The organism is Methylobacterium sp. CM6246 (genome assembly GCF_054818005.1).
On sequence record NZ_JBTXKY010000003.1, the window covers coordinates 129,665 to 149,606 of the forward strand.

Annotated in this window: 17 protein-coding genes; 9 read left to right on the top strand and 8 right to left on the bottom strand. The window is 63.6% G+C overall.

Features of this window, described 5'->3' with window-relative positions:
• Nucleotides 1-392: 392 nt before the first annotated feature.
• Nucleotides 393-674 carry a DUF6894 family protein gene (locus ACYQPG_RS30750; protein WP_461232716.1) on the bottom strand — a complete coding sequence of 94 codons (282 nt, stop codon included), beginning with the start codon at nt 672-674 and terminating at the stop codon, nt 393-395.
• 197 nt (nt 675-871) lie between these two features.
• Here ACYQPG_RS30750 and ACYQPG_RS30755 point away from each other — a divergent pair, with 197 nt between their 5' ends.
• From ACYQPG_RS30755 to ACYQPG_RS30780, 6 genes are all read left to right on the top strand, one after another.
• Nucleotides 872-1,630 (top strand): Crp/Fnr family transcriptional regulator, encoded by a 759-nt coding sequence (locus ACYQPG_RS30755; protein WP_461232717.1) that lies wholly within the window; start codon nt 872-874, stop codon nt 1,628-1,630.
• Between the two features lie 443 nt (nt 1,631-2,073).
• The gene (locus ACYQPG_RS30760) at nt 2,074-2,394 is read left to right on the top strand and encodes a hypothetical protein (RefSeq protein WP_447673601.1); all 321 of its coding nucleotides are present in this window, start codon (nt 2,074-2,076) and stop codon (nt 2,392-2,394) included.
• A 51-nt stretch (nt 2,395-2,445) separates the two neighbouring features.
• Nucleotides 2,446-2,697 carry a hypothetical protein gene (locus ACYQPG_RS30765; protein ID WP_461232718.1) on the top strand — a complete coding sequence of 84 codons (252 nt, stop codon included), beginning with the start codon at nt 2,446-2,448 and terminating at the stop codon, nt 2,695-2,697.
• 5 nt (nt 2,698-2,702) lie between these two features.
• Nucleotides 2,703-5,303 carry a CheR family methyltransferase gene (locus ACYQPG_RS30770; RefSeq protein WP_461232719.1) on the top strand — a complete coding sequence of 867 codons (2,601 nt, stop codon included), beginning with the start codon at nt 2,703-2,705 and terminating at the stop codon, nt 5,301-5,303.
• A gap of 650 nt (nt 5,304-5,953) precedes the next feature.
• Nucleotides 5,954-6,106: an FAD-dependent oxidoreductase gene (locus ACYQPG_RS30775; RefSeq protein ID WP_461232720.1), complete on the top strand. Its 153-nt coding sequence runs from the start codon at nt 5,954-5,956 to the stop codon at nt 6,104-6,106.
• Between the two features lie 358 nt (nt 6,107-6,464).
• On the top strand, nt 6,465-8,087 hold the full coding sequence (locus tag ACYQPG_RS30780) for a Na+/H+ antiporter (RefSeq protein ID WP_461232721.1): 1,623 nt from the start codon (nt 6,465-6,467) through the stop codon (nt 8,085-8,087).
• Nucleotides 8,088-8,434: 347 nt separating this feature from the next.
• Here the strand turns inward: ACYQPG_RS30780 and ACYQPG_RS30785 are convergent, their stop codons facing one another.
• The 3 genes from ACYQPG_RS30785 to ACYQPG_RS30795 form a co-directional block, all read right to left on the bottom strand.
• Nucleotides 8,435-8,776, bottom strand: a complete 342-nt coding sequence (locus ACYQPG_RS30785) for a VOC family protein (protein WP_461232722.1) — start codon at nt 8,774-8,776, stop codon at nt 8,435-8,437.
• A gap of 332 nt (nt 8,777-9,108) precedes the next feature.
• A complete protein-coding gene (locus ACYQPG_RS30790; protein WP_461232723.1) occupies nt 9,109-10,062 on the bottom strand; it encodes a tyrosine-type recombinase/integrase in 954 nt (317 codons plus the stop codon).
• Nucleotides 10,063-10,325: 263 nt separating this feature from the next.
• A complete protein-coding gene (locus ACYQPG_RS30795) occupies nt 10,326-11,216 on the bottom strand; it encodes a hypothetical protein (protein ID WP_461232724.1) in 891 nt (296 codons plus the stop codon).
• 310 nt (nt 11,217-11,526) lie between these two features.
• Here ACYQPG_RS30795 and ACYQPG_RS30800 point away from each other — a divergent pair, with 310 nt between their 5' ends.
• A complete protein-coding gene (locus tag ACYQPG_RS30800) occupies nt 11,527-11,757 on the top strand; it encodes a hypothetical protein (protein ID WP_461232725.1) in 231 nt (76 codons plus the stop codon).
• Between the two features lie 235 nt (nt 11,758-11,992).
• On the opposite strand, the gene repC is transcribed toward ACYQPG_RS30800, so the two are convergent.
• From repC to repA, 3 genes are all read right to left on the bottom strand, one after another.
• Complete coding sequence (repC, locus tag ACYQPG_RS30805; protein WP_461232726.1) at nt 11,993-13,153, bottom strand: plasmid replication protein RepC; 1,161 nt, start codon at nt 13,151-13,153, stop codon at nt 11,993-11,995.
• Nucleotides 13,154-13,333: 180 nt separating this feature from the next.
• Complete coding sequence (gene repB, locus ACYQPG_RS30810; protein ID WP_461232727.1) at nt 13,334-14,338, bottom strand: plasmid partitioning protein RepB; 1,005 nt, start codon at nt 14,336-14,338, stop codon at nt 13,334-13,336.
• Nucleotides 14,335-15,537: a plasmid partitioning protein RepA gene (repA, locus tag ACYQPG_RS30815; RefSeq protein ID WP_461232728.1), complete on the bottom strand. Its 1,203-nt coding sequence runs from the start codon at nt 15,535-15,537 to the stop codon at nt 14,335-14,337. Before repA ends, repB begins: the two co-directional genes overlap by 4 nt.
• Before the next feature lie 499 nt (nt 15,538-16,036).
• Here repA and ACYQPG_RS30820 point away from each other — a divergent pair, with 499 nt between their 5' ends.
• On the top strand, nt 16,037-16,339 hold the full coding sequence (locus ACYQPG_RS30820) for a thermonuclease family protein (protein ID WP_461232911.1): 303 nt from the start codon (nt 16,037-16,039) through the stop codon (nt 16,337-16,339).
• 280 nt (nt 16,340-16,619) lie between these two features.
• On the opposite strand, the gene ACYQPG_RS30825 is transcribed toward ACYQPG_RS30820, so the two are convergent.
• A complete protein-coding gene (locus ACYQPG_RS30825) occupies nt 16,620-16,967 on the bottom strand; it encodes a metallophosphoesterase family protein (RefSeq protein ID WP_461232729.1) in 348 nt (115 codons plus the stop codon).
• A 1,125-nt stretch (nt 16,968-18,092) separates the two neighbouring features.
• Between ACYQPG_RS30825 and ACYQPG_RS30830 the strand changes: the two genes are divergently transcribed.
• Nucleotides 18,093-18,335 carry a hypothetical protein gene (locus ACYQPG_RS30830; RefSeq protein ID WP_461232730.1) on the top strand — a complete coding sequence of 81 codons (243 nt, stop codon included), beginning with the start codon at nt 18,093-18,095 and terminating at the stop codon, nt 18,333-18,335.
• Nucleotides 18,336-19,942 lie beyond the last annotated feature (1,607 nt).

A 19,942-nucleotide genomic window follows, 5' to 3' on the forward strand; every position in this document is an offset into this window, starting at 1 on the left:
AAATCCTGTCGGGCAACCATGTCGGCTATTCAAACGTCGGCAAAACGTCTTCTTTGGATACGAGAAGCGAGACTGCTGCGATGTCCGCTTAAGGACATGGCGAAGCCGAAACCAGCCAGCCCGCTTTCGGCCAGATACCGCCGTTCAAGATGGACTGTATGAGCGTCTGAGAAGGGTTGATTTGCGGCGATCTGCTTCCGGGCGTGTGTTGACAAAAGCAGGAACTGCTGTCTCGCTCTGCTTAGAGCCCCTTGTGGAAGCTTATAACCTCCTCTTACGGGCTAATCGGCGTGGCCGAATTTACGAATGAACAAGTCAAAATCTGTCGATAATACTGTATAGACACAGTTGCGCGCATGATGTCGGCTCTTGTCATTGACATCAGATGACCCTTAGCTCCTTGCTTGTGACGGCGGGCCTACGATCAGACCGCTAAAAGCAAGCGTTGCCGTGTAGACCGTCTGGTTCCACTCATCGCGCACCACGACGGAGATGAAATGGTGATCGCCGTCTTTCGGCAGGAGGTCTCTGGCTATCTCAGGAAGCGTACGCTTGGCTTGCAGACGGACGGCTTCTAGATCAGCGCATTCCACTCCCACGTCGTCATGCACGAGATCAGGGTCGTAGATATCGAAATAATAGCAAGCCATGCCGCCCTCAAAAAGGGAGAGCACGAAAATCTCTCAGCCGCTGATCTCCTTAGGATTTGTCAGCGGTGGTCCAGTGTTGCATGGATCCGCACCCACAGTCACAACATAAATTGGCGGCTAAATGTCCGCCGTTAATACGGTGTGCGATTGCCGGAATTGGTATATGGTCCTAGAAATCGGTGGCCTGAGACTATCCGGTTCTGGTCACGAAAGGTGGTGGGATGGCGCTGACTGGACCAGCTCATCAAACTGACACTCACTCGATCCTCCGCAAAGTAGAGAGCATCGCCCTTTTTGCTTTATCCGAGGATGAGAAGGCGGTGCTGCTCGCCCTCCCTGTGCACGTGACGTCATTCGAGCCAGGCCAAGACATCGTGCGCGAGGGCGACCGCCCCTCGCAGTGCTTCGCGGTTCTCGAAGGCTTCGTCGCCGTCTATAAGACCACGCAGACCGGCAAGCGTCAGGTTATGGCGTTCCACGTTCCAGGGGACGTGCCCGACCTCCAGAGCTTGCATCTGAAGATGCTCGACAACAGCATCTCTGCGGTCGGTCCGTGCAGGATCGGTTTCATTCAGCACGACGCAATGCGACAGGTACTGCGTTTACATCCGCGTCTTGAGGCAGTGTTGTGGCGCTGTACGTTGATCGATGCGGCGCTTGTCCGGGAGTGGTTGCTGAACGTCGGTCGGCGCGAAGCCTATGTCCGCACGGCTCATCTTTTCTGCGAGCTGATCACGCGTCTAGAGCAGGTTGGGCTTGCACCGGATCACACCTGTTCCCTGCCAATGACGCAGCTCGAGCTTGCGGACGCGCTTGGGATCACGTCGGTCCACGTCAACCGCACCCTCCGCGATCTGAAGGGCGCTGGACTTGCCACGCTGCGCAGCAGACGGTTGACGGTTCACGATTGGGATGGGCTGCTGGCGGTCGCGGAGTTCGACTCAACTTACCTGCATCTGAGTAGTCAGGACGAGCCATAAATCGCGCGCGACCGCGCTAGGCCCTGCCGGAGCGATTAAGGCAACAACCCTCTTCACCCTAGCCACGCCGCGTCGAAGCATGGGTTTGGCAGCGGGCGTACCCCACTCATAGCACAATAGGACAAATGTCCGAGATGGGTGGTTTTCAGCCCGTCCGTTTCCGGACGGTAGATGCATCAAAGTGGACATAGCCGCGGCTTTCACTCACGACCCATTGCAGAAGGCCGAATGGTCCGCTTCCCGGCATCTTATTGGATGAAGACCCCGGAACTCAACGGGTACACTCGCGTCCGTTCGCATTAGCTGCAGATGCCGACGTTTGATCCGCTCAATCGCCATCAAATTCGACATCGGGATTGCTGCACCTAGAAATTGAGCGCACGATGCCATTGTCCGCTCGGAAGTGATGTACGTGTGGGCATTCAGTGCAGCTTGGAGTGCCCATGTTGGACCGCCCCCGCGCAGATCGGTGCCTTGAAGTCGCCCGTGAGTTGCGCGCAGCGGCCGAGGAAACGCGGCGGACGCTTCAGGCCTCGCGCGACCTCGTTCGGCGCTCCCGCGAGCAGGCCGCCGGGGCACCGGCCTCCGGCAGCGACCCCGGCCCCTCACAACAGCTGGTGACGTCTCTCATCGACGCCTATGAGGCCGCGGAGGTCGAGCCCGACCTCCAGACCCGCCTCCTGCTGGGCCACGTGCTCCATCATGTTGGGCGTCGCATCGCCGGCGTGATGGGACCGCGGGCGGCCGGGATCGCCGTGCATTGAGGGTCGTGGCGCAAAGATGGGCTTGGCGCAAGGATCGGCGGAGAGGCCCGAATGAACGGTGACGATCCGCAGGACCACAACCTGGCTGTGCTGGTCCGCATTGCCCGAACGCTGGGCGTCCCCGTCGCGACCTTCCTGACTACCTTCCCAGCCGGAATACCTGATGCCGCGACCACCGTGGAGGGTCTGGATCATCCCAGCGAAGTGGTGGCGCTGCTGCGCCTATTCGTGCGGCTGAAGAGCCCCGAGGCCCGGGCTCGCTGCCTCGCCTACGTTGTGCAGGAAGTCACGCGCGACGGCTGATCCGCGTGACCGTCCTCGACATCGGGCGCGAACGCATGATGCTGGAATCCGGCGAACGGCACGGCATCGATCCAAAGGCTCAGAACGCGGTGATGGACCAAGACCACTTTCCGATCGTCGGCATCGGCGCGTCCGCGGGCGGCATCGAGGCGATGCGTGGCTTCTTCCGCGGGGTGCCGGAGACGCTGGAGGCGGCCTTCGTCGTGGTCACGCATCTCAGCCGGGAGCACAAGAGCTTGCTCCCGGACGTGCTGGCCCGGTTCACGCCGTTTGGGGTCGAGGCCGCCACCGATGGCGTGCAGGTCCGGCCGGGCCGCGTCTACGTCATGCCGTCCGGGTCCGTCGTGGGCATCGCGGGCGGCCGGCTGACGTTGACGCCGCTTGGGCCGGAGAGCCGCGAGACCAAGCCGATAGACATCTTCCTGACCGCGCTTGCCCTCGACCAGGGCGAGCGCGCGGTAGGGGTGATCCTGTCCGGCGGCGACGGCGACGGCGCCATCGGCGTCAAGGCGATCAAGGAGCACGGCGGCCTGACTCTGGCCCAGACCGCGGATGGCGACGGCCCCGAGACCGCCGACATGCCGCTCAGCTCGTTGCGGACCGGCTTCGTCGATTTTGGCGAGACTGCCGAACTGATGGGCGGCCGGATCGCGGCGCACGTCGCGGCGTACCTCGCCGGGGCGCCGGATGCGCAGGTCGACGCGGTCGCGCGGGAGCCTGACGCGGAGCTGCTCACCGAGATCTTCGCCATCCTCCGCCGCCAGGTCGGCCACGACTTCTCGGGGTACAAGCCCAGCACCTTCGTGCGCCGCCTCCAGCGGCGCATCAGCGTCGTCGGCGCGGCCGGGCCGGACGCCTACCTTAAGCTGCTGCGGGCCGACCCGGCCGAGGTCGGGGTTCTGTTTCGGGACCTGCTGATCGGCGTGACGAACTTCTTCCGCGACACCGCCGCTTTCGAGGCGCTGGCCACCCAAATTATCCCGAAACTATTCGAGGTGCGCGCGGCGACCGATGGCGTGCGGATCTGGGTGCCGGCCTGCTCGACTGGCGAGGAGGTCTATTCCCTGGCCATCCTGGTGCGCGAGCACATGCTCACCCTGGCGGATCCGCCGCGCGTGCAGATCTTCGCCACCGACATCGACGAGCGCGCGCTCACTGTGGCGCGGACCGGCCGCTACCCGACGGCCTACCTGTCCGCCATCTCGCCCGAGCGGATCGCGCAGCATTTCGTCGTCGAGGGAGATAGCGCGGTGGTCGCTAGGGCCGTGCGCGACCTTTGCACCTTCGCGCCCCACAGCGTGCTGCGCGACCCGCCGTTCTCCCGCCTTGATCTGGTCTCCTGCCGCAACCTGATGATCTACCTCGGCGTCGAGGCCCAGCAGCAGCTGATACCAGTGCTGCACTACGCCCTGCGCCCGCGCGGTTACCTGTTCATCGGGATGGCCGAGAACGTAACGCGGTTCGAGGACCTGTTCGAGACGATCAACAAACAGTACCGGATCTTCCAGGCCCGCGATGCGATCCCGCCGGTCCGGTTGCGGCCGATGTCCGGGGCGGACTCGCCGATCTTCGCGAGTACTGGCCAGCCACACAGGCGCAACGTGACGACGCATGCGGCCCTGCGGCACGCGGTGGAGAGCCAGATGTTGTCTGAGTTCACGCCGCCCCATGCGGTCGTGACGCGGACGGGCGAGGCCGTGCACTATTCGTCGCGGATCGGCGATCACCTAGAGGTGGTGCCCGGCCAGCCGACCCGGGAGCTGGCCGCGATGGCGCGCAAGGGCCTGCGGCTGGACCTCCGGACGGCCCTGCGCGAGGCGATCGAGGGCAATACCTTGGTCGTGCGCGACGGCATCGGCGTCGCGCTATCGGACGGCCGTCTCCAGTCGATCTCTCTGGTGGTCAAGCCGCTGACCACGCCCGGCGCGAGCGAGCCCCTGTTCCTGGTCGTTTTCAAGGAGGCCGCCGCGCCAGTCGAGAAGGAGAGGCAGCAGGCCCTGGAGGCGAACGAGCGGGACACGGCGCTCCAGGGTCTGGAGCGCGAGCTGAACGTGACGCGCGAACGGCTCCAGGCCGTGATCGAGGAATACGAGACCTCGCTGGAGGAGCTCAAATCCTCGAACGAGGAGCTGTCCTCGGTCAACGAGGAAATGCAGGCCGCCCACGAGGAGCTCGAGGCTTCGAAGGAGGAGACGCAGTCCCTGAACGAGGAGCTGCAGACGGTCAATTCCGAACTTACGTCGAAGATCGAGGCGATCGACCAGCTGAGCGACGACCAAGCCACGCTGTTCGAGGGCATAAACGTCGCCAGCGTGCTGCTGACGCCGGACCTCCATATCCGCATGTTTACCGGCGCCGCGGCGCAGATCTTCGGCCTGCAGCCGAGCGATGTCGGCCGGTCCCTGCGCAACTTCTCGGCGCCGATCCCCCTGGCCTGGCTGCAAAACGAGATCCCGGCGGTGCTGGCGGCGAGCGGGCCCTCCGAGAGGACTGTCGAGGGGGCGGACGGCGCCCGCTACCGGGTCCGGCTGATGGCCGCCTCCCGCACGGGCAGCCGGATGCCAGGGATCATCGCGAGCTTCACCAACTTGGTCGAGCCGGGGTGATCGACCGGTCGCGCGCCGCGTATGAAACCTCGGCAGCCACGCCTTAGCGTGACACGGACACGGCTGCCTGCGCGCGGACGGCGAGCTTCGGAATGCTTTTGCAGATTGGCCTCCTCAGATCTTGGGAGAGAACGGACCGTGTCGCCAACCTAGGCCGAAGGTCGAGCGTCAACTTCCTGCCAGAAGGCCAACGTCCGATTGCAACTCCGAGCCGAAGTTGCGGGACGGTCGATGAATGACCGCTTTCGGGAAGTGCCGTTAGCTGTCCGCGTGACCGAGTTGGGGTCGTAAGGGGATCGTCAGCTTTTGCACCAGATCGTCTCGGAAGCGGACCGGCCACTTTCGGCCAGACTACGCCATGCCGGATCGCCGACCCGCGCCAAAGCGGTCGTTCGGCTTTGCGCCCATCCCGGTCATTCAGTGGGCTGTGACGACATCCCGTAAGGGACGCTCCAGTCGCCCAGAGCGTAAGTCCGAATGGAGTTGAACTGGCACGAACGCCGCCGCTCTCCGCGAGCGTCGGCGCTTGTCCCAGCCCATTGTTGGCTTTACTTTGGCTCCATGGACAACACCTTCGACGTTATCATTGTATAGGAGGCACCGCGGGCATCGGCACCGCGCGGCGACTTGCAGCTCAGGGCTCGTCGACCTTGCTGCTTGAGGCGTCGCCGCGTCTCGGCGGCCGCGCCCACACCCAGGACCTCGGGGGCTATCCGCTCGATCTCGGCTGCGAGTGGTTCCACCCGGGCGACCGCAACGCCTGGGTCGAGATCGCCGAGGCGTCGGGCTTCCCGGTGGACTGAGGCGATCTGCCGTGGTCGAAGGCGCATCCCGGCATCGTCCAGCTCGAGGACGACGAGGACGCGGCGCAGGAGGCGTGCGGTGACTGGGAGAAGCGGCTCCGAGCCGTCGCGGCGGGCAGCGATCGGGCGAGCGATGCCCTTGAGCCCGGCGGCACGTGGAACGCCTACGTGCGAGCCAGTGCCGGCTTCATAAGCGGCGTCGGGCCGGAGGATATCTCCGCCACTGGCGACCTGGCCTACGACGATGCCTCAACGAGTCGTAACTTGCACTTGCCGCTCGGCGATCGGTGCACCGAACTGTGCGTGTGGGCTGCCGCTGGCCTCAGCCCTGGTGGGCCGACCCAACCGAAAGAGAGAAATGGAAAGCGTAACTGTCGTTCTGGCCTTGCTGCTGTCCGTTCTGGTGAGTGGTGCCCTCGGTCGCCTGCTTCCTCTGCCGCTTCCTTTGATGCAGATCGCCATTGGCGTGGCGCTCGCTCTCGGTCCGTTGCCCAGCACATCGCTGGATCCAGAAATCTTCTTCCTGGTCTTCCTGCCGCCGCTCCTGTTTCTAGACGGATGGCGCATTCCGAAGCGCGACCTGTTCCGTGATGGCAAGGCTGTGCTGGCGCTAGCACTCGGTCTCGTCGCCCTGACGGTGTTCGGCATTGGAGCGCTGATCCACAGCATGATCCCCGGTATCCCGCTCGCGGTTGCGTTCGCGCTGGCGGCGGTCCTGTCGCCGACCGATCCGATTGCGGTCTCATCGGTCGCGGCTCAGGCCCCCGTACCGCGGCGCCTGATGCATATCCTCGAAGGCGAGGCGCTCCTGAACGACGCAACCGGTCTCGTCTGCCTGCGCTTTGCTATCGCCGCCGCTCTCACAGGAACCTTCTCGCTCCCTGAGGCCGCGACAACTTTCGTCTGGCTGGCCCTCGGAGGCCTCGGCATCGGTGCCCTGACGACGTTCGTACTGATGGGGGCTCAAGACTTCCTACGGCGGCGCACGGGTGAAGATCCGGGCTTGCAGATCCTATTCAGCTTGCTCACTCCGTTCGGTGCGTATCTTGCAGCCGAGCATTTGCATGCATCCGGCATCCTGGCGGCCGTCGCCGCGGGCATCGCTATGACCTATGTCGAGATCCAGGGGCGCAGCCTAGGCACTACCCGCGTCCGCCGCACAGCCGTGTGGGACACCGTCGCGCTCGCTGCCAACGGCTCAATCTTCGTCCTCCTGGGCGAGCAGCTGCCGGACGTGTTTGGTCATGCGGTGAAGCAGGCTGATGTGCAGGGGGCGGGCTGGCTCGTCACTTGGACCTTAGTCATCACTTTGGGACTGATGGCGATCCGGTTCGTCTGGGTCTGGGTCTCCCTCCAACTCACGCTCGTGAAGGCGCGGCGGCGTGGTGAGAAACGTGAAGGGCCGACCTGGCGCCTCGTGGCCGCCACGACATTGGCTGGCGTGAAGGGCGCCATAACCCTCGCAGGCATTCTCACTTTGCCGCTGACCCTCAAGGACGGTACTCCGTTCCCGGCTCGGGATCTCGCGATCCTGCTGGCGATGGGGGTGATCCTGACTTCCCTTCTCCTGGCGAGCACGGTCCTGCCGCCTCTGCTCCGTGGGCTCCATCTGCCCCCGGAGCCCAGCCAAGATGCCGAGGAAGACGCAGCCCGCGCCGCTGCGCGTGACGACGCCGTGAAGGCCATCGAGGCGCTGCAGCATCGCCTGGTCGAGGAGCAGGCGGATGCATCCCTAGCCGTCGAGGCTGGCGCCCGAGCCATGGATCGGTACGAGGGGGTTGAGGCGCCCACCTCGGAGCGGCGGCAGGATGTCAGCCGCGCTCAGCAGCTTGCGAATACGGAGAAGCGTTTGCGCCTCGCGGGCATCGAGGCCGAGCGTCAAGCGCTTTACCGCCTGCGGCGCTCGCATATCATCGACGACGTACTCCTGCGCCGGCTCGTCCGGGAAATCGACCTGATCGAAGCGCGGCTGGTGATATAACCGCCGAGCCGCAAAATCCGGGTTCGCCGAGAAATGCCCGATGATCCTGGTAGCGCGCTGTTAGCTCATCCGCTTCTATGAGGGGCCTACTCCAAAGCTGCCATTCAGCAAACGGCCATGTCCCGCCGGCGCCGATAGCCCTTGGGGTGGATCTGCGTCAGTCTGCTTCCGGGTAATAATCTAGGGAAGCTGACATCGCCGTTGCACCCGTTCGCGATCCGAGGCAAATGATAGGATAGCGATTTTAATCACTTTGTCGCCGCCACTGCGGCTCTCCTGTAAAGACCTGTGAAAAAGCGGAGAAGACAGCCATCAGGGTCAGATACGACAAACTGACGGTTGCCGCCCTATTTATTGTTTATCCGATACCATTGATCTTCAAGTGGCAAATAAGATTCTGCGCCCGCTCGCTCTGCTCTCTCGTACAGATCGTCAACGTCCGGAACGTTGATCTGAAGATTGATCCCTCTGCCGTAAGGGTATTCTAATGGGGCGGGCCGGAACCGACGCCCAGGTCCACCTGCCTCTTCGAGCATCAAATGCACCGGACCTCGCACGAGGTAGGCAAATCGCTCCTCGGGTCGATCAAAAAGCCGTTCGAAACCCAAGGCTTCGACGTAAAACGATAAGGATCGATCCAGATCGGAAACGTCGAACTCAGGCACAACGGGCGGGGCATTCAGCGACATTCCATAACCTAACAGGCGAAAGGCCGGGCGCTAGTAGGCAATGAAGCAATCGTCCCGTTTGGGCTTTCCACCTAAGGGCGAAGTTGCTGGACGGCAGCTTATGGGAAGTGCCCGCGGCGATCCGAACGGCCGGGGTGGGTCGGTAGTAGGCCATCCGCTTTACTGACGGACCTTTTCTGAAGCAGACGAGCGACTTTCGGCCAGCCCTCGCCGCGTTAGTGGGTACTTCTGTTAGCTGGCTGGTCCAGACGGGTGTGAACAAGGGAGTGTTGCACGATCCTGGGTGGATACATCCCAGGGGATTGCAATAGCGGCACAGCCGCGTGGTCGCGCTATAGACCCAGCAGCTTCGATGGGCTGTCGCTCATCAGTTTGGCCCGGCGGATGTAGCCGTGCATCGTCTTCAGGCTTTTGTGGCGCGAGTGCCCCATGATGTGCTCGTCTCGAGCGCCGGCGCGGTAGGCGTCCGTGATGAAGCCCGCACGGAAGCCGTGCGGCGTGATCCGCTCGTAGGCGTCGGCGTCGAGGCCGGCCGCCGCCGCGCGCCGTCGCAGGATGCGGCCGATCGAGTCCGGTGTGATCGCAGTGTCGGACAAGGCGCCGTCGGCACGGATCGCCCGGAACACCGGACCGGCATCGATCGCTGCCGCGTTCAGCCACGCGTTGAGCGCAGCCACAGGGCAAGTCTGCGGGTTTCGGCCCGGTGCAATTCCGATCTCGGCGCCGCGGTTCTCGCCGTCGGTCTTGGAGCGTGGCAGGAACAAGCGCAGGCCTTCGCGGGTGAAGCGCAGGTCCTCGACGCGGATCGCGGCAAGCTCGGAGCGCCGGAGCGCGCCGGCGAACGCGAGCAGGAACATCGTCCTGTCCCGGCGTGCGGCGAACGAGCCCGTGCACGCGGAGAGAAGCGCCACGACCTCCTCGCGTCCCAGGGCCGCGGCCTTCATCTGCGGCCGGCCGTGGGTCCGGAACATACCCTTGAGCGTCGCGCGGACGATCGGATGCGATGGGCGCCAATCGTGCCCGGCGATCTTGTGCGCCTGCCCGATCGCCACGATGCGCCGCTCGATGGTAGACCTGCTGTGCGTGGTCACTTGGGAGGCGAGATAGGCGGCCAACGTTTGCGGCTCCGCCGGCAGACTGGCGAGGCGCTTGCTGCGGCACCATGCCAGGAAGTGCTGCCAATCCGCGCGATAGGCGCGCAAGGTCGCCTTCGATAGCGACTGCCGGGCGAAGGCATCGGCGGCCTCGTAGGCCTCGGCGGCGGGGTCGATCAGCGTTCCGGCCATGGGCGTCTCCTACGTGAGAGCCCTAAAATGCGCCAGAGCCTGATAATGGACCCTTATCCGACCCTGGGTCTCGATGAAGCCCGCGGCGACCTATCGTAGGCCGTCCCGCCCACTTCGCTTCGGGTACTCCCCTGGTACGGTGTCGTATTCGCCGACCGGCCAGCGGATATCTTGCGGCGCTCCGGCAGCCTTGTCTGGAGCAACGTGCGGGTCCGCCCGTTCATCCTGCTCAGGCCCGAACGCCGCAAGGGCCGTGGTATCTCCTACCTCCGGGACGCAGGCGGCATGTTCAGCGTCGCTCGAGATGAGAGGCGTACCACGCTTCTAATCTGGCTTAGTGCGGATCCAGAAAGACGATGGTCGGATGTACGTGCCGAATTCGACAGTAGGAGCATTAGAGCTGCAGCCGCTTGCGCGCCTCCGTGCGGAGCAATCCAGTAGCGGATGTCCGGTTTACCCGTTGGTGCGCCAGCTTTGAATGGGCGTTCGCCTAACCAAGCCTTGAACCCAAAGCCAGTCATGCCAACACTGCTATCCGCATCGCCGTCCGCTGCACGAGACGCATCGTAGCATTCCGTTACCATGGCGACGAGATCGGCGAAGCTTGAGCCTGCTGGCGCTATCTCCGGCATGCAAGTCCAGTATCCCACCACGTTGAAGGTGATCGGATAGTGTAGCCGGCCTCGGCGACTGCCAACAATCTCTTCGATCGGCCATGTCATCCGGCTGTAGCGACCGGGGTAGGCTGGTGCAACACGTTTCATCTGCGGAATGCCTTCCGTCATGCCGGCTGCACGTAGGAACTCGTACTCCCACGGGCCGCGGATGAAGCGGTCGTGGAGGACTGTGCCATCGCCGCGCCAGCCGATTCCCAGCACGTGCGCGCCAGCATCGATGTCGATGAGGTGCTGCATCAGGTCCGGTGTGGGACCTGATGGCGTACTCCAATTGCCCTGTCCTCGGCGAGCGATCACGCCGGGTTCGCTCGTGAAGTAGAAGACCTTGAACCCGGCCACGCCCGCGTAGCGCACCGGATAAGGTTTGGAGGAAATGTCGCGACCATGCGCGGCAAGAATCCGTAAGGCTGCATCGCGCAGCGTTGGCCGAACGATGCCTAGAGGCGCTTCTAGATGGCTGGCGTAGCAGGCAGGCATATGGGGTCTCCGCACTGGGACCCTTCTTCAGATCACCCGGATACGTGAAAAGGTCAAAGGCCGAGCAGCTTCGATTGTGGATGCTGATCCCGCATCGCGCTCATCCGTAATGATGTTTAGCAGCGGGTGTGACTTCTGACGGCGTGGGTTCAAGTGAACGTTCATTGAGCGCCCCTTCGACGACGGCTTTTGGTTGGCCGAAGGTCGAGCTGCTCCGCTCGCTCAATATGGCGTGCCATGCCTCGCCCAGCTGCTGAAGCTCTCCATCCTAGAGTTGTGGGCGCCTGCGTCCCATGTTCGGGTGATGGCCATGCAGCACACGACCGCGAGACAGGATCACACGACGCCCCGCCCTGTCCATCAGGAGCGGAAGGCGAAGCTCGCTCTGCCGACGCCAAAGCAGTGCGCCGTCGCGCGCAAAAGCGTGCAACTGGCGAAGCACCTGATCGCCGGTGCCAGGGAAGCTGATACGGGGCGCGGCTGGACCAACGTCACCGATATGTCCTCGACGGACTTCATCGCTTTCCTGCACGGCCGCTGATCGTCGGCTGTCCCGATGCCCGTTCCGCTGAAGCTGCCGCATTGAGCAGAAGCCGAAGCGAGTCTTCGCCTCGCCGACCTTTCGAGATCCCGCTAAACTGGCTGACGGCGACAATTTTGCCAAGGCGATTGATCGTATCCGTACCTGCCTCATCGACGGCCTGCCCCCCTGCCTTTAAAATTCTACAGCAAGGGCGCAGGCACGGTGCGCGACTACATGTCGTCGAATTACGGCATCATGCACCTGGGGAACTGGACGGCGACGACTGACGCAGTAGCGCCAGCATCATGGGCCAGGGCGAGAACTGCCCTGCCCTGCTCTTCTCCGTCAGGCCGCGCAGGTAGCCGCCGGGGCTTTTGATCGCCTCAGCGCGCTGCAGGATTCCGGCGACGACGGCCGCCGCGTTCTCCGGGCCCATGGCGTTCTTGGCGTCCTCCCATGCCGACGGGCTGACCCCCAGCATCCCGCGCACCAGCCCCGCCGTCGTGATCATGTCGCGCCAGGTCGCCACGCCGCCCCGATCATAGAGCAGGATATCGGGACAGGCCTGTCGCACCAGCGCCAGTGGCAGGTCTTTAACCGCCCTCCCCCGACCCTGATCCTCGGGAGCGGGTTCAAGTTGAACAGTAGCATCTGATTTTGAATTCTCGATATGCGCGCCGAAATGGCTGGCATTGCCGTCCTGATTTTGTGTTTCGATGAGGCTTTCCAACACCTTGCCAACATCCTCGGCTAGATGCCGAAGGGCATCCGCCAGCGGGGCGACACTGCCGAGCGTCACGCGGCGCGGGAGCCGGTAGCAGAGGTCGGCGAAGCGGTCCCGATAATCCCGACAATCGCCACCAGCCGCAGTAATGGCCGCGATCATGGCCGCGATATCGCGACGGTATATCGTTACGCGGCCCCGGGCGAGCGCGGACGAACGCCGGTCTGCGGCGGCCTCGGCGGCCAGCCGTTCGAACTCCTTGGCGCGGGCAAGGACGGGAGACAGATCGAAGCCGTAGGCGTCCTCGAACCCCTCCCCTCCCCTGATCGCGTACCGCTTCCCGTTCGGGCTGTCCCGCCGAAGGATGATCCCGGCGTGAACCAGCGCACCGAGATGCCGCCGCAGCGTTGTCTCCGCCATGCCGTGCGCGCGCAGCGACAGCGCCCGGTTCGAAGGGAAGACGACAAGCTCGCCCGCCGTCATGGCCGTCTCCGGCAGGCACGTCAGCAGCGCGTTCAACACCACCAGCGACCGGTCCGATAGGCCCAGCGCCTCCTTCGCCTCCGCAATCGCGCGGAAGGTCTTCCATTTATGCGCGACCTTGCCCTCGGCGGCGCGCGCGCCGACCTGCGCTGCCACTATGTCAAGCGACAGTGTTCGCCGCCCAAAGGGCGTCGTTATGTGATCCATGTTCCCTGCCTTCGTCAGGGCAAAGGAAATCCGCTCGCCAAAACGGCGTCCGAGCATTGACAGCGATGTGCGGAAGTGCGATTTCTCAGCTCGCCAAAGACAGAGAAGGGCTTCCGGGACGGTGACGTTCTGGGGGCCTTTTTCTTTTGCCGGTTGCTCCGCGTTAGGTGTTGGTGGCGATCAAGACCGGGTGGCCTCGAACTCCTGGTAAAGATCGCGCAGCCGCGTCAGGACGAAGTCAGCGAACTCAGGGGACTTCTTCCGGTCGATCGACAGCGCGACCTTGTTCCCGCCAAAGGTGACCTTGGCGAGCGGTTTGCCCTTCGACATCCAGACCTCGGTGCTCGCCTTGTCGGGCGCGGCCTTGGTCGCGGTCAGGACGGCCTTGAAGCGGCTGTCACTGTCCATGGTAGCGAAGTCGGCATTCTGGATGGCACGGTTGATCGCGACGGTGTGGTCGTCGACAAGACTGGCCAATTCGATCCACCCGCGCCGGCCTGTGCCGGGAGCCGGACCTATCGCCTCGACGATCCCCTCGGGGATCTTCGCGACGGAAAGCATGTTCGAGAGGTCGCTCTTGTAGACCGAGAGCGCAGACATGATCGTCGCCCGGCTGAACCCGCGCTGTTCCAAACGGGACGCGAACACGCACTTCTCGATGTACGACAAGTCCTCGCGCTCGTGGTTCTCCTGGCCCTGCGCGATGACCAGTTCCTCGTCCGTCATCTCACGGACGACGGCGCGGACCTGCCGACCGATTTCCTTCACGGCACGGAGACGGCGATGCCCGAACGCTACCTGGTACCGGCCCGGCGCGTCGGGGTGCGGCCGGACCATGATCGGGTTGAGCTGGCCGTGGGCCTCGATCTTCTCCCGCAGGCTCTGCAAAGCCTCCGGCGCGATTTCCATGCGGTCAGACACGAACGACGGATCGATCAGGTCAGGGTCGAGGTCGACGATGACCTGCCCCGTCGTCAGCTTGCGCTCGATCTCCTCGGCGCGCTTGGCCCGGTCAGACATCTCACTGAGTGATTTCCCGACGGCCCCGACCGGCTGGGCGTCAGGGATCAGCCCGGCCGATCCCATGAGCGGGCGCGTTCGGCTCGGCGGCTGGGCCGGGACCGAAGGTTTCGCTGCGTCCGGCGTCGCGGGCGGTGGCGATGTGAACAGGGCTTTCCGGCTCAAGCCGCCCTCCCCCATGCCTTCCTGATCTGAGCTTCGATCTCGGCGTTCACGTTGTTCACGGACTCCAATGCTCGGTCGTAGGTCGCACGCGTAAACTGGTTGCGCTCGACCTCGAAGATGGTCTGGTTGGTGAGACCAGCATCCGAGATCGCCGTGCTTTTCAGCATGGGGTGGATCAGGACGTGCTCGCCGAATATGGACCGCAGGAACGCGACCATCTGGTTCTGCGGACCGTCGCCGGGCTCGAACCGGGTCACGAGGTAGCGCATCCAGTCGTAGTTGGTGGACGCGCCATGCCGGGAGACTTCGTCGAGGAGGTCGCCGGTCATCTGGAGAAACTGGGACATCGACATGACGTCGAGCATCTGCGGATGGACGGTGATCAGGACCGCCGTTGCCGCCGTCAGCGCGGACAGCGTCAGGTATCCCAGCTGCGGCGGGCAATCGATGACGACGACATCGTACAGATTTTGGACCTGCCCCAGCGCCTGCCCGATGCGGGCGAAGAACAGGGTGTCGCCCGCCTTCCGGTTTTGCAGCGCGCGCGGCGTGTCGTGTTCGAACTCCATCAGCTCCAGATTGCCCGGCACGAGATGGAGATCCGGGATGTATGTCCCGCGCACGATCTCAGCGATCGGCTTCGGATCCTCGTACCGGATGGCCCCGTATAGCGTGTCGCCCGGCCCGACATGCGTCTCCGGCTGATGGCCGAACAGCGCAGAAAGGCTCGCCTGCGGGTCAAGGTCCACGGCAAGGACGCGGTAACCGTGTAGGGCAAGATACTGAGCAAGATGAGCGGATGTCGTGGTCTTCCCGGACCCGCCCTTGAAGTTCATGACAGTGATGACCTGCATGTGCTCTTTCTTGGAGCGGTGCGGCAGGTATCGGCGGGCGCTGCGCGGGCCGTGGTCAAGGGCGCGGCGGAGATCCGCGATGTCCTGGACGGAGTATGTCCGGCGGCCGTTCTTGATTGTCGCCGCCTGCGCGTCGGTTGCGACCTGTCGGAGGTAGGATTCGTGAATGCCGAGCAGCTTCGCGGTCTCGGCAGGCGAGAACGGGCGAATGGTTTTTTCAGCTTCCGGTGGGAAGGTGTTACGGTGATGGGCGAGCAGCTGTGCGGACAGGTCCGCTCCATGCTGCTGGACGAGGGTCTTAAGTTCCGGCTGGGAATCGCTCTTTCGCGCCGTATCGTCTGCCACCGCCAGCCTCGGTTTTCGGCGCAGAATCGGGTGATTTGCGCTTCTACCCCTGTAGAAGCGATTCTCAGGCGCTTGACAAGGGGTTGGCCAGAGAGTCCGGGGGACGCAAACGTAGGACCAGCCTAGGAATTTGAGCGTTAGCCCCGGCTAACCGGACGCCGAGCTGTTAGCCGCGGCTAATTGATAGGCTTAGATATCGCCTCCCACGAGGCCCAAGGTGTGTGCATGGGCGAGGCGACTACGATCGAAACCAAGAAGCCGCTGATCACGGCCGCGACTGCCTTAACATTGGATTGGATCGTTGCGTAGGCGTTCGAGGGCGGACGGCCGGACGAGAACGAGACATAAATGCGCGGGCGAACTGGTAGCCTTGGCCGTAAAAACCACACTCGCCGCCCTCCTGTTTCTACCGCCGTTCCCCGCAGCTGCATTCCAGGCGTTCGTCTAATCTTGTTACGACGGCAACACCTGCACCATCAGCGACGGCCGACGCCTCCGCATAACCGAGATCGACGCGCCGGAAATCGATCAGCCTTACGGCACCGAAGCGCTAGACGTCACTCGCGCGATGGTATGGGGTAGGGAGGTCGACGTCGAGTCGCGCGGCCGCAGCTATGAACTTCTAGTCGGCCTGACCAGGGTCGGCGGTCTAAACATCAGCGAAGCGATAGTGACGGCAGGCGCCGCCTGGGACTATGCTTGCTACAACAACGATCCGGTCATTTCCGCGCTCGAAAGCGTCGCCCGCCGGCAGGGTAAGGGCTTATGGTATGGCCGTCAGGCTATCCCGCCGTGGGACTGAAGGCGCAAACATGCAGCCGTTCGGTATCACCTATATCGAGACGGGTCGGACGAATGACGAGGCGACTCGTTGATTGGAGCTGCTCGGCACCGACTGGTGCGGTTCGGCCTATCGCCAGACCAGCACCTGCGCCAGCTTTGCCCTTAGCGCGCTGTGCCAGACACGTTTAGCTGAACAGCAAAATGGAGCGGCTCGCGTCACTCAGAAGGGCAGGGGGCTTGCTGGGCGCGTGGTGCGGATCATGCAGAATGAAGATGGGTTCTTGGACGTAATGCCGTGCTTAGCCTAGGTCGAGCAGCGGCAGCGGACCGTGGTCCCTGCCCCCGTATCCGCAGGGATTGCAGACCACTCTCGTCTCGCTGATCCGGCAATCGCTAGCGGCGTGGATATGCCCGTGAACCCATAGGGCGGCCCGCTTCCGCAGGATCATCTCCTCGAGATCGGTCGCGTAGTAGCCGTTGACCTCGCTTGTGGCGTAGGCCGGAGAGATCGGCTGACAGAACGGCGGGAAATGCGTCATCACGATCCCGCCGGGCTGCATCGCCTCCTCCAGAAACGCGATATGCTCGCGATGTTGCTCCTTCACCTTCTCAACGGTGGCGCCGTTGATCTGGCGAAAGTCGTTCATCCCAGTCCCGCATGCCTACTCGACTACCGGATTCCCGCGCTGGAAGTCGGCTCAAAGCGTTGCCGCGGCTAACCGCCCATCCTGCATCGTCGCGCCGAACTGATAGTTCGGCAGAAGGGCAGGGGACTCGCACGTCTCCCACGGTGGGCCGCTATAAGCGTAATGGTTGCCGAGGATGTCGAAGATGGCGGCGAACCGCTCGGCGTAACGCTCGATGACCCAACGACAGACGTTCCGGAGTCGATGCGAGCCGACATCGCTTGAATGCAGCAGGGTCGTTTCGGCGTCGCGCGGGAGCGGTGGCAGGCGGACGGCGGCTAGACTTCGCGACTTGTCCTGGCTCTCCGGCCAGAACTCGGAATGAATGTCGGAGTTTGATCGGCCCCGTTGGGAGTAGTCCGCCCTGAAGTAGGGCTTTTAAGCCGGAGTAGAATAAACCTTGTTTGTGGTCCGCGTCCTATGCAAGATCTCGGGCTATGTCACCTTCGTCCGGGCTGAGGTGAGTCCGCAGTTGGCGCAGGTCGCGATCCGGCTGGCGGAGGGCGACGGGCTGCCGACCATCCAGGAGCGCCGCCATCAGGGTCGGAAGAACGACCCGTACATGGTCCGCATCATCAGCCGCGAGTGGCTGCAGTGGCTGCGAAGGGGAGGGCGGTCCGCGGCCCGGGCGCTGCTCGGCAGCATAGGGGGCAAAAGCCGGCACCCCACGGATAAGGGCGATCCACAAAGGCAAGTTGTGGACATGGAACCGAAGAAGGGCTGCCGACAAGCGGCTGGCGACCTCGGCCGATCAGGTCGAACGAGAATTCGCGCGGGTGGTGGAGCTGGCCGAGCCATGAGGTGAGGGTCTGCGGCCGGACGGTATGACGAACGATGAAGCTCGATCGAGTGAGGTCGAAGATCGTCCGCTATCGCAGACGTTTCGGGTCAGAGCAGACAGTCCAATTTTGAGCTTCTCGCCTTGTGCGGCGGCGCACAAAACTCGGCGAACGATTGGCAGAGTATGCCGTTGAGAGGTCACTGCCGGCCAAGCACAGCCGCCGCGATCAAGACCGCCAGGCCGACGATCTTCCTCACGCGACCCGACTGACCGGATGGCTTCCCCGTGAAGTCAAACGAACACGCATGGAGATCGTCATGAAGCTGCATCTGCTCGCCGCTGCCGCCCTACTTGCCGCCGCAACGCCCGCCCTCGCGCAGGGCATCGACAGCAAGCACAGCCCGTATCCGGCCTCGGCCTACTCAGGCTACGCTGGCAACGTTTCTGAGCTCCTGCCGGAGATCTCGGTGACCCACTACCGCGCGGCTCCCGCCTACCGGTACTCCGGTCAGCACGCCGGTGGCCCGGCTGACGCCTTGGCGCGCTAAGGGGAAGACAGATCTAGGCCTGGGCGAGGTTGCCCCTGCGTTCAGCGACCGTGCGAGGCATGGTGTGGAAGCGCACCTAGAGCGACGGGCATCGCTACTTATGCGCTAGACACAACCTGCAGGCGGTTGTTCGCTACGATGCAGGTGCGTAGGTCGATGATGTGGGGTCGCGATGGCGTCGCGGTTCTGCAGCCCTCCCAAGGGCGTTTCCTCCCAAGACTTCGGGCCGCTCCTACGGGAGTGGCCTTTTTTGTATCGCAGATGGCGGGGGCTTGGTCTTTTCGGCTTCAACGAGCCCGTACACCGGCGACAATGACCCCCACCGCCTCTGCTACAACCTTCCTTCTTCCCGTCAACGCTCCCGAGGTGGTCGCGACACCGCAAGGCGTGCGGCGGGCAAGCACGTGACGGCAGGCGCTCTCCGGGCCAGTTCCCTGCAGTTCGCCCGTGAAGCCTCGGGCGGTCAGTCGCGTGAGAGTCGGTGCGGCGGGGAACTGGACACTGCAGACGCCGGGTCAGGGCCACTAGGGACGCTCTGCTGCCGTTTAAGGCACTGAGCAGGATGCCCAGGACCCAACTCAGCCAAGCATCCGCGGTGCTTGAGTTAAGCTTCTGGCGGCGTAACAACCTGCTCCTACGATCGCACACCACCCGCTGGAGAGAGGGCCGACAATGCTTTCAATGTGGTGGCAGCGGTGAAGGAATGAGGACGAAATAGATCCCAAATACTACGAGCGCTGCAAGCAGAAGTGCCGCCGCGATGATGCCGTAGCGGTTTGTCCGCACCGGAGCGGGCTTTATGTCTCCTGGCTGCATCGTCTGATCCTGAGATACGCGACCGCGCTTAACATGTAAGTGGCCCTGCCCAGGCAATCTTGGAGGAACGCGAAGGCAGGGCCACGCCGACGATTTGCACCGTCAGCACGCTGATCATGTCAGGTGCGAACTGCGCACGAACTCACCTGTGTAAACGCCTCACGTTTTTATCGTCCCTGCTGGTGCGGAAGCAGGTTGCGCGCTTCCTTCACAGCATCGCGGCAGCTCTGGTCACCCTTTGCGTTGAGATCGACTGCTCGCTGAACAGCCGCCTTGGCCTGGGAAACCTTGTCCTCCGACGACAGGCCGGGCGAGGCCTCGGCGTCCCCACCCTTCGCAGCTGCCGCGGCGGCGGTGGGTCGACTCTCCGACTGTCTGCGGACATCATCTGGTGAGGTCGCTACACGGCCGCTCGCTATGCTGTCCGCCTGCCCAGTTCCCGTAGCTGCGCCGACGGGACCCGATACACCGCCGACGGTGCCTGGTGTGCCACCGCTCTCGCGCGAGGCTCCGCCCTGCTGCGCCCGATCCGTATCTGGCGTGCCCACCGGCTTAGTGGTGCCGCCAGTCGTACTGGCCGGCTGCTGACCAGCCGTATCCTGGGGGCCCTTACGCTGTCCGTAATCCGGCTCGGACGTGGGCGCGCCCATTCCGACCTGTGTGTCCATATCCCGCCGCAGCTTGGCGATGTCGTCCGAGCACGGGCCGCCCTCTTGAGCGAACGCAACGGCCGGAATGAACGTAAGGGCTGACAAGGCCGCAGCCCCGCACAACAGATTGAGCTGTCGCAT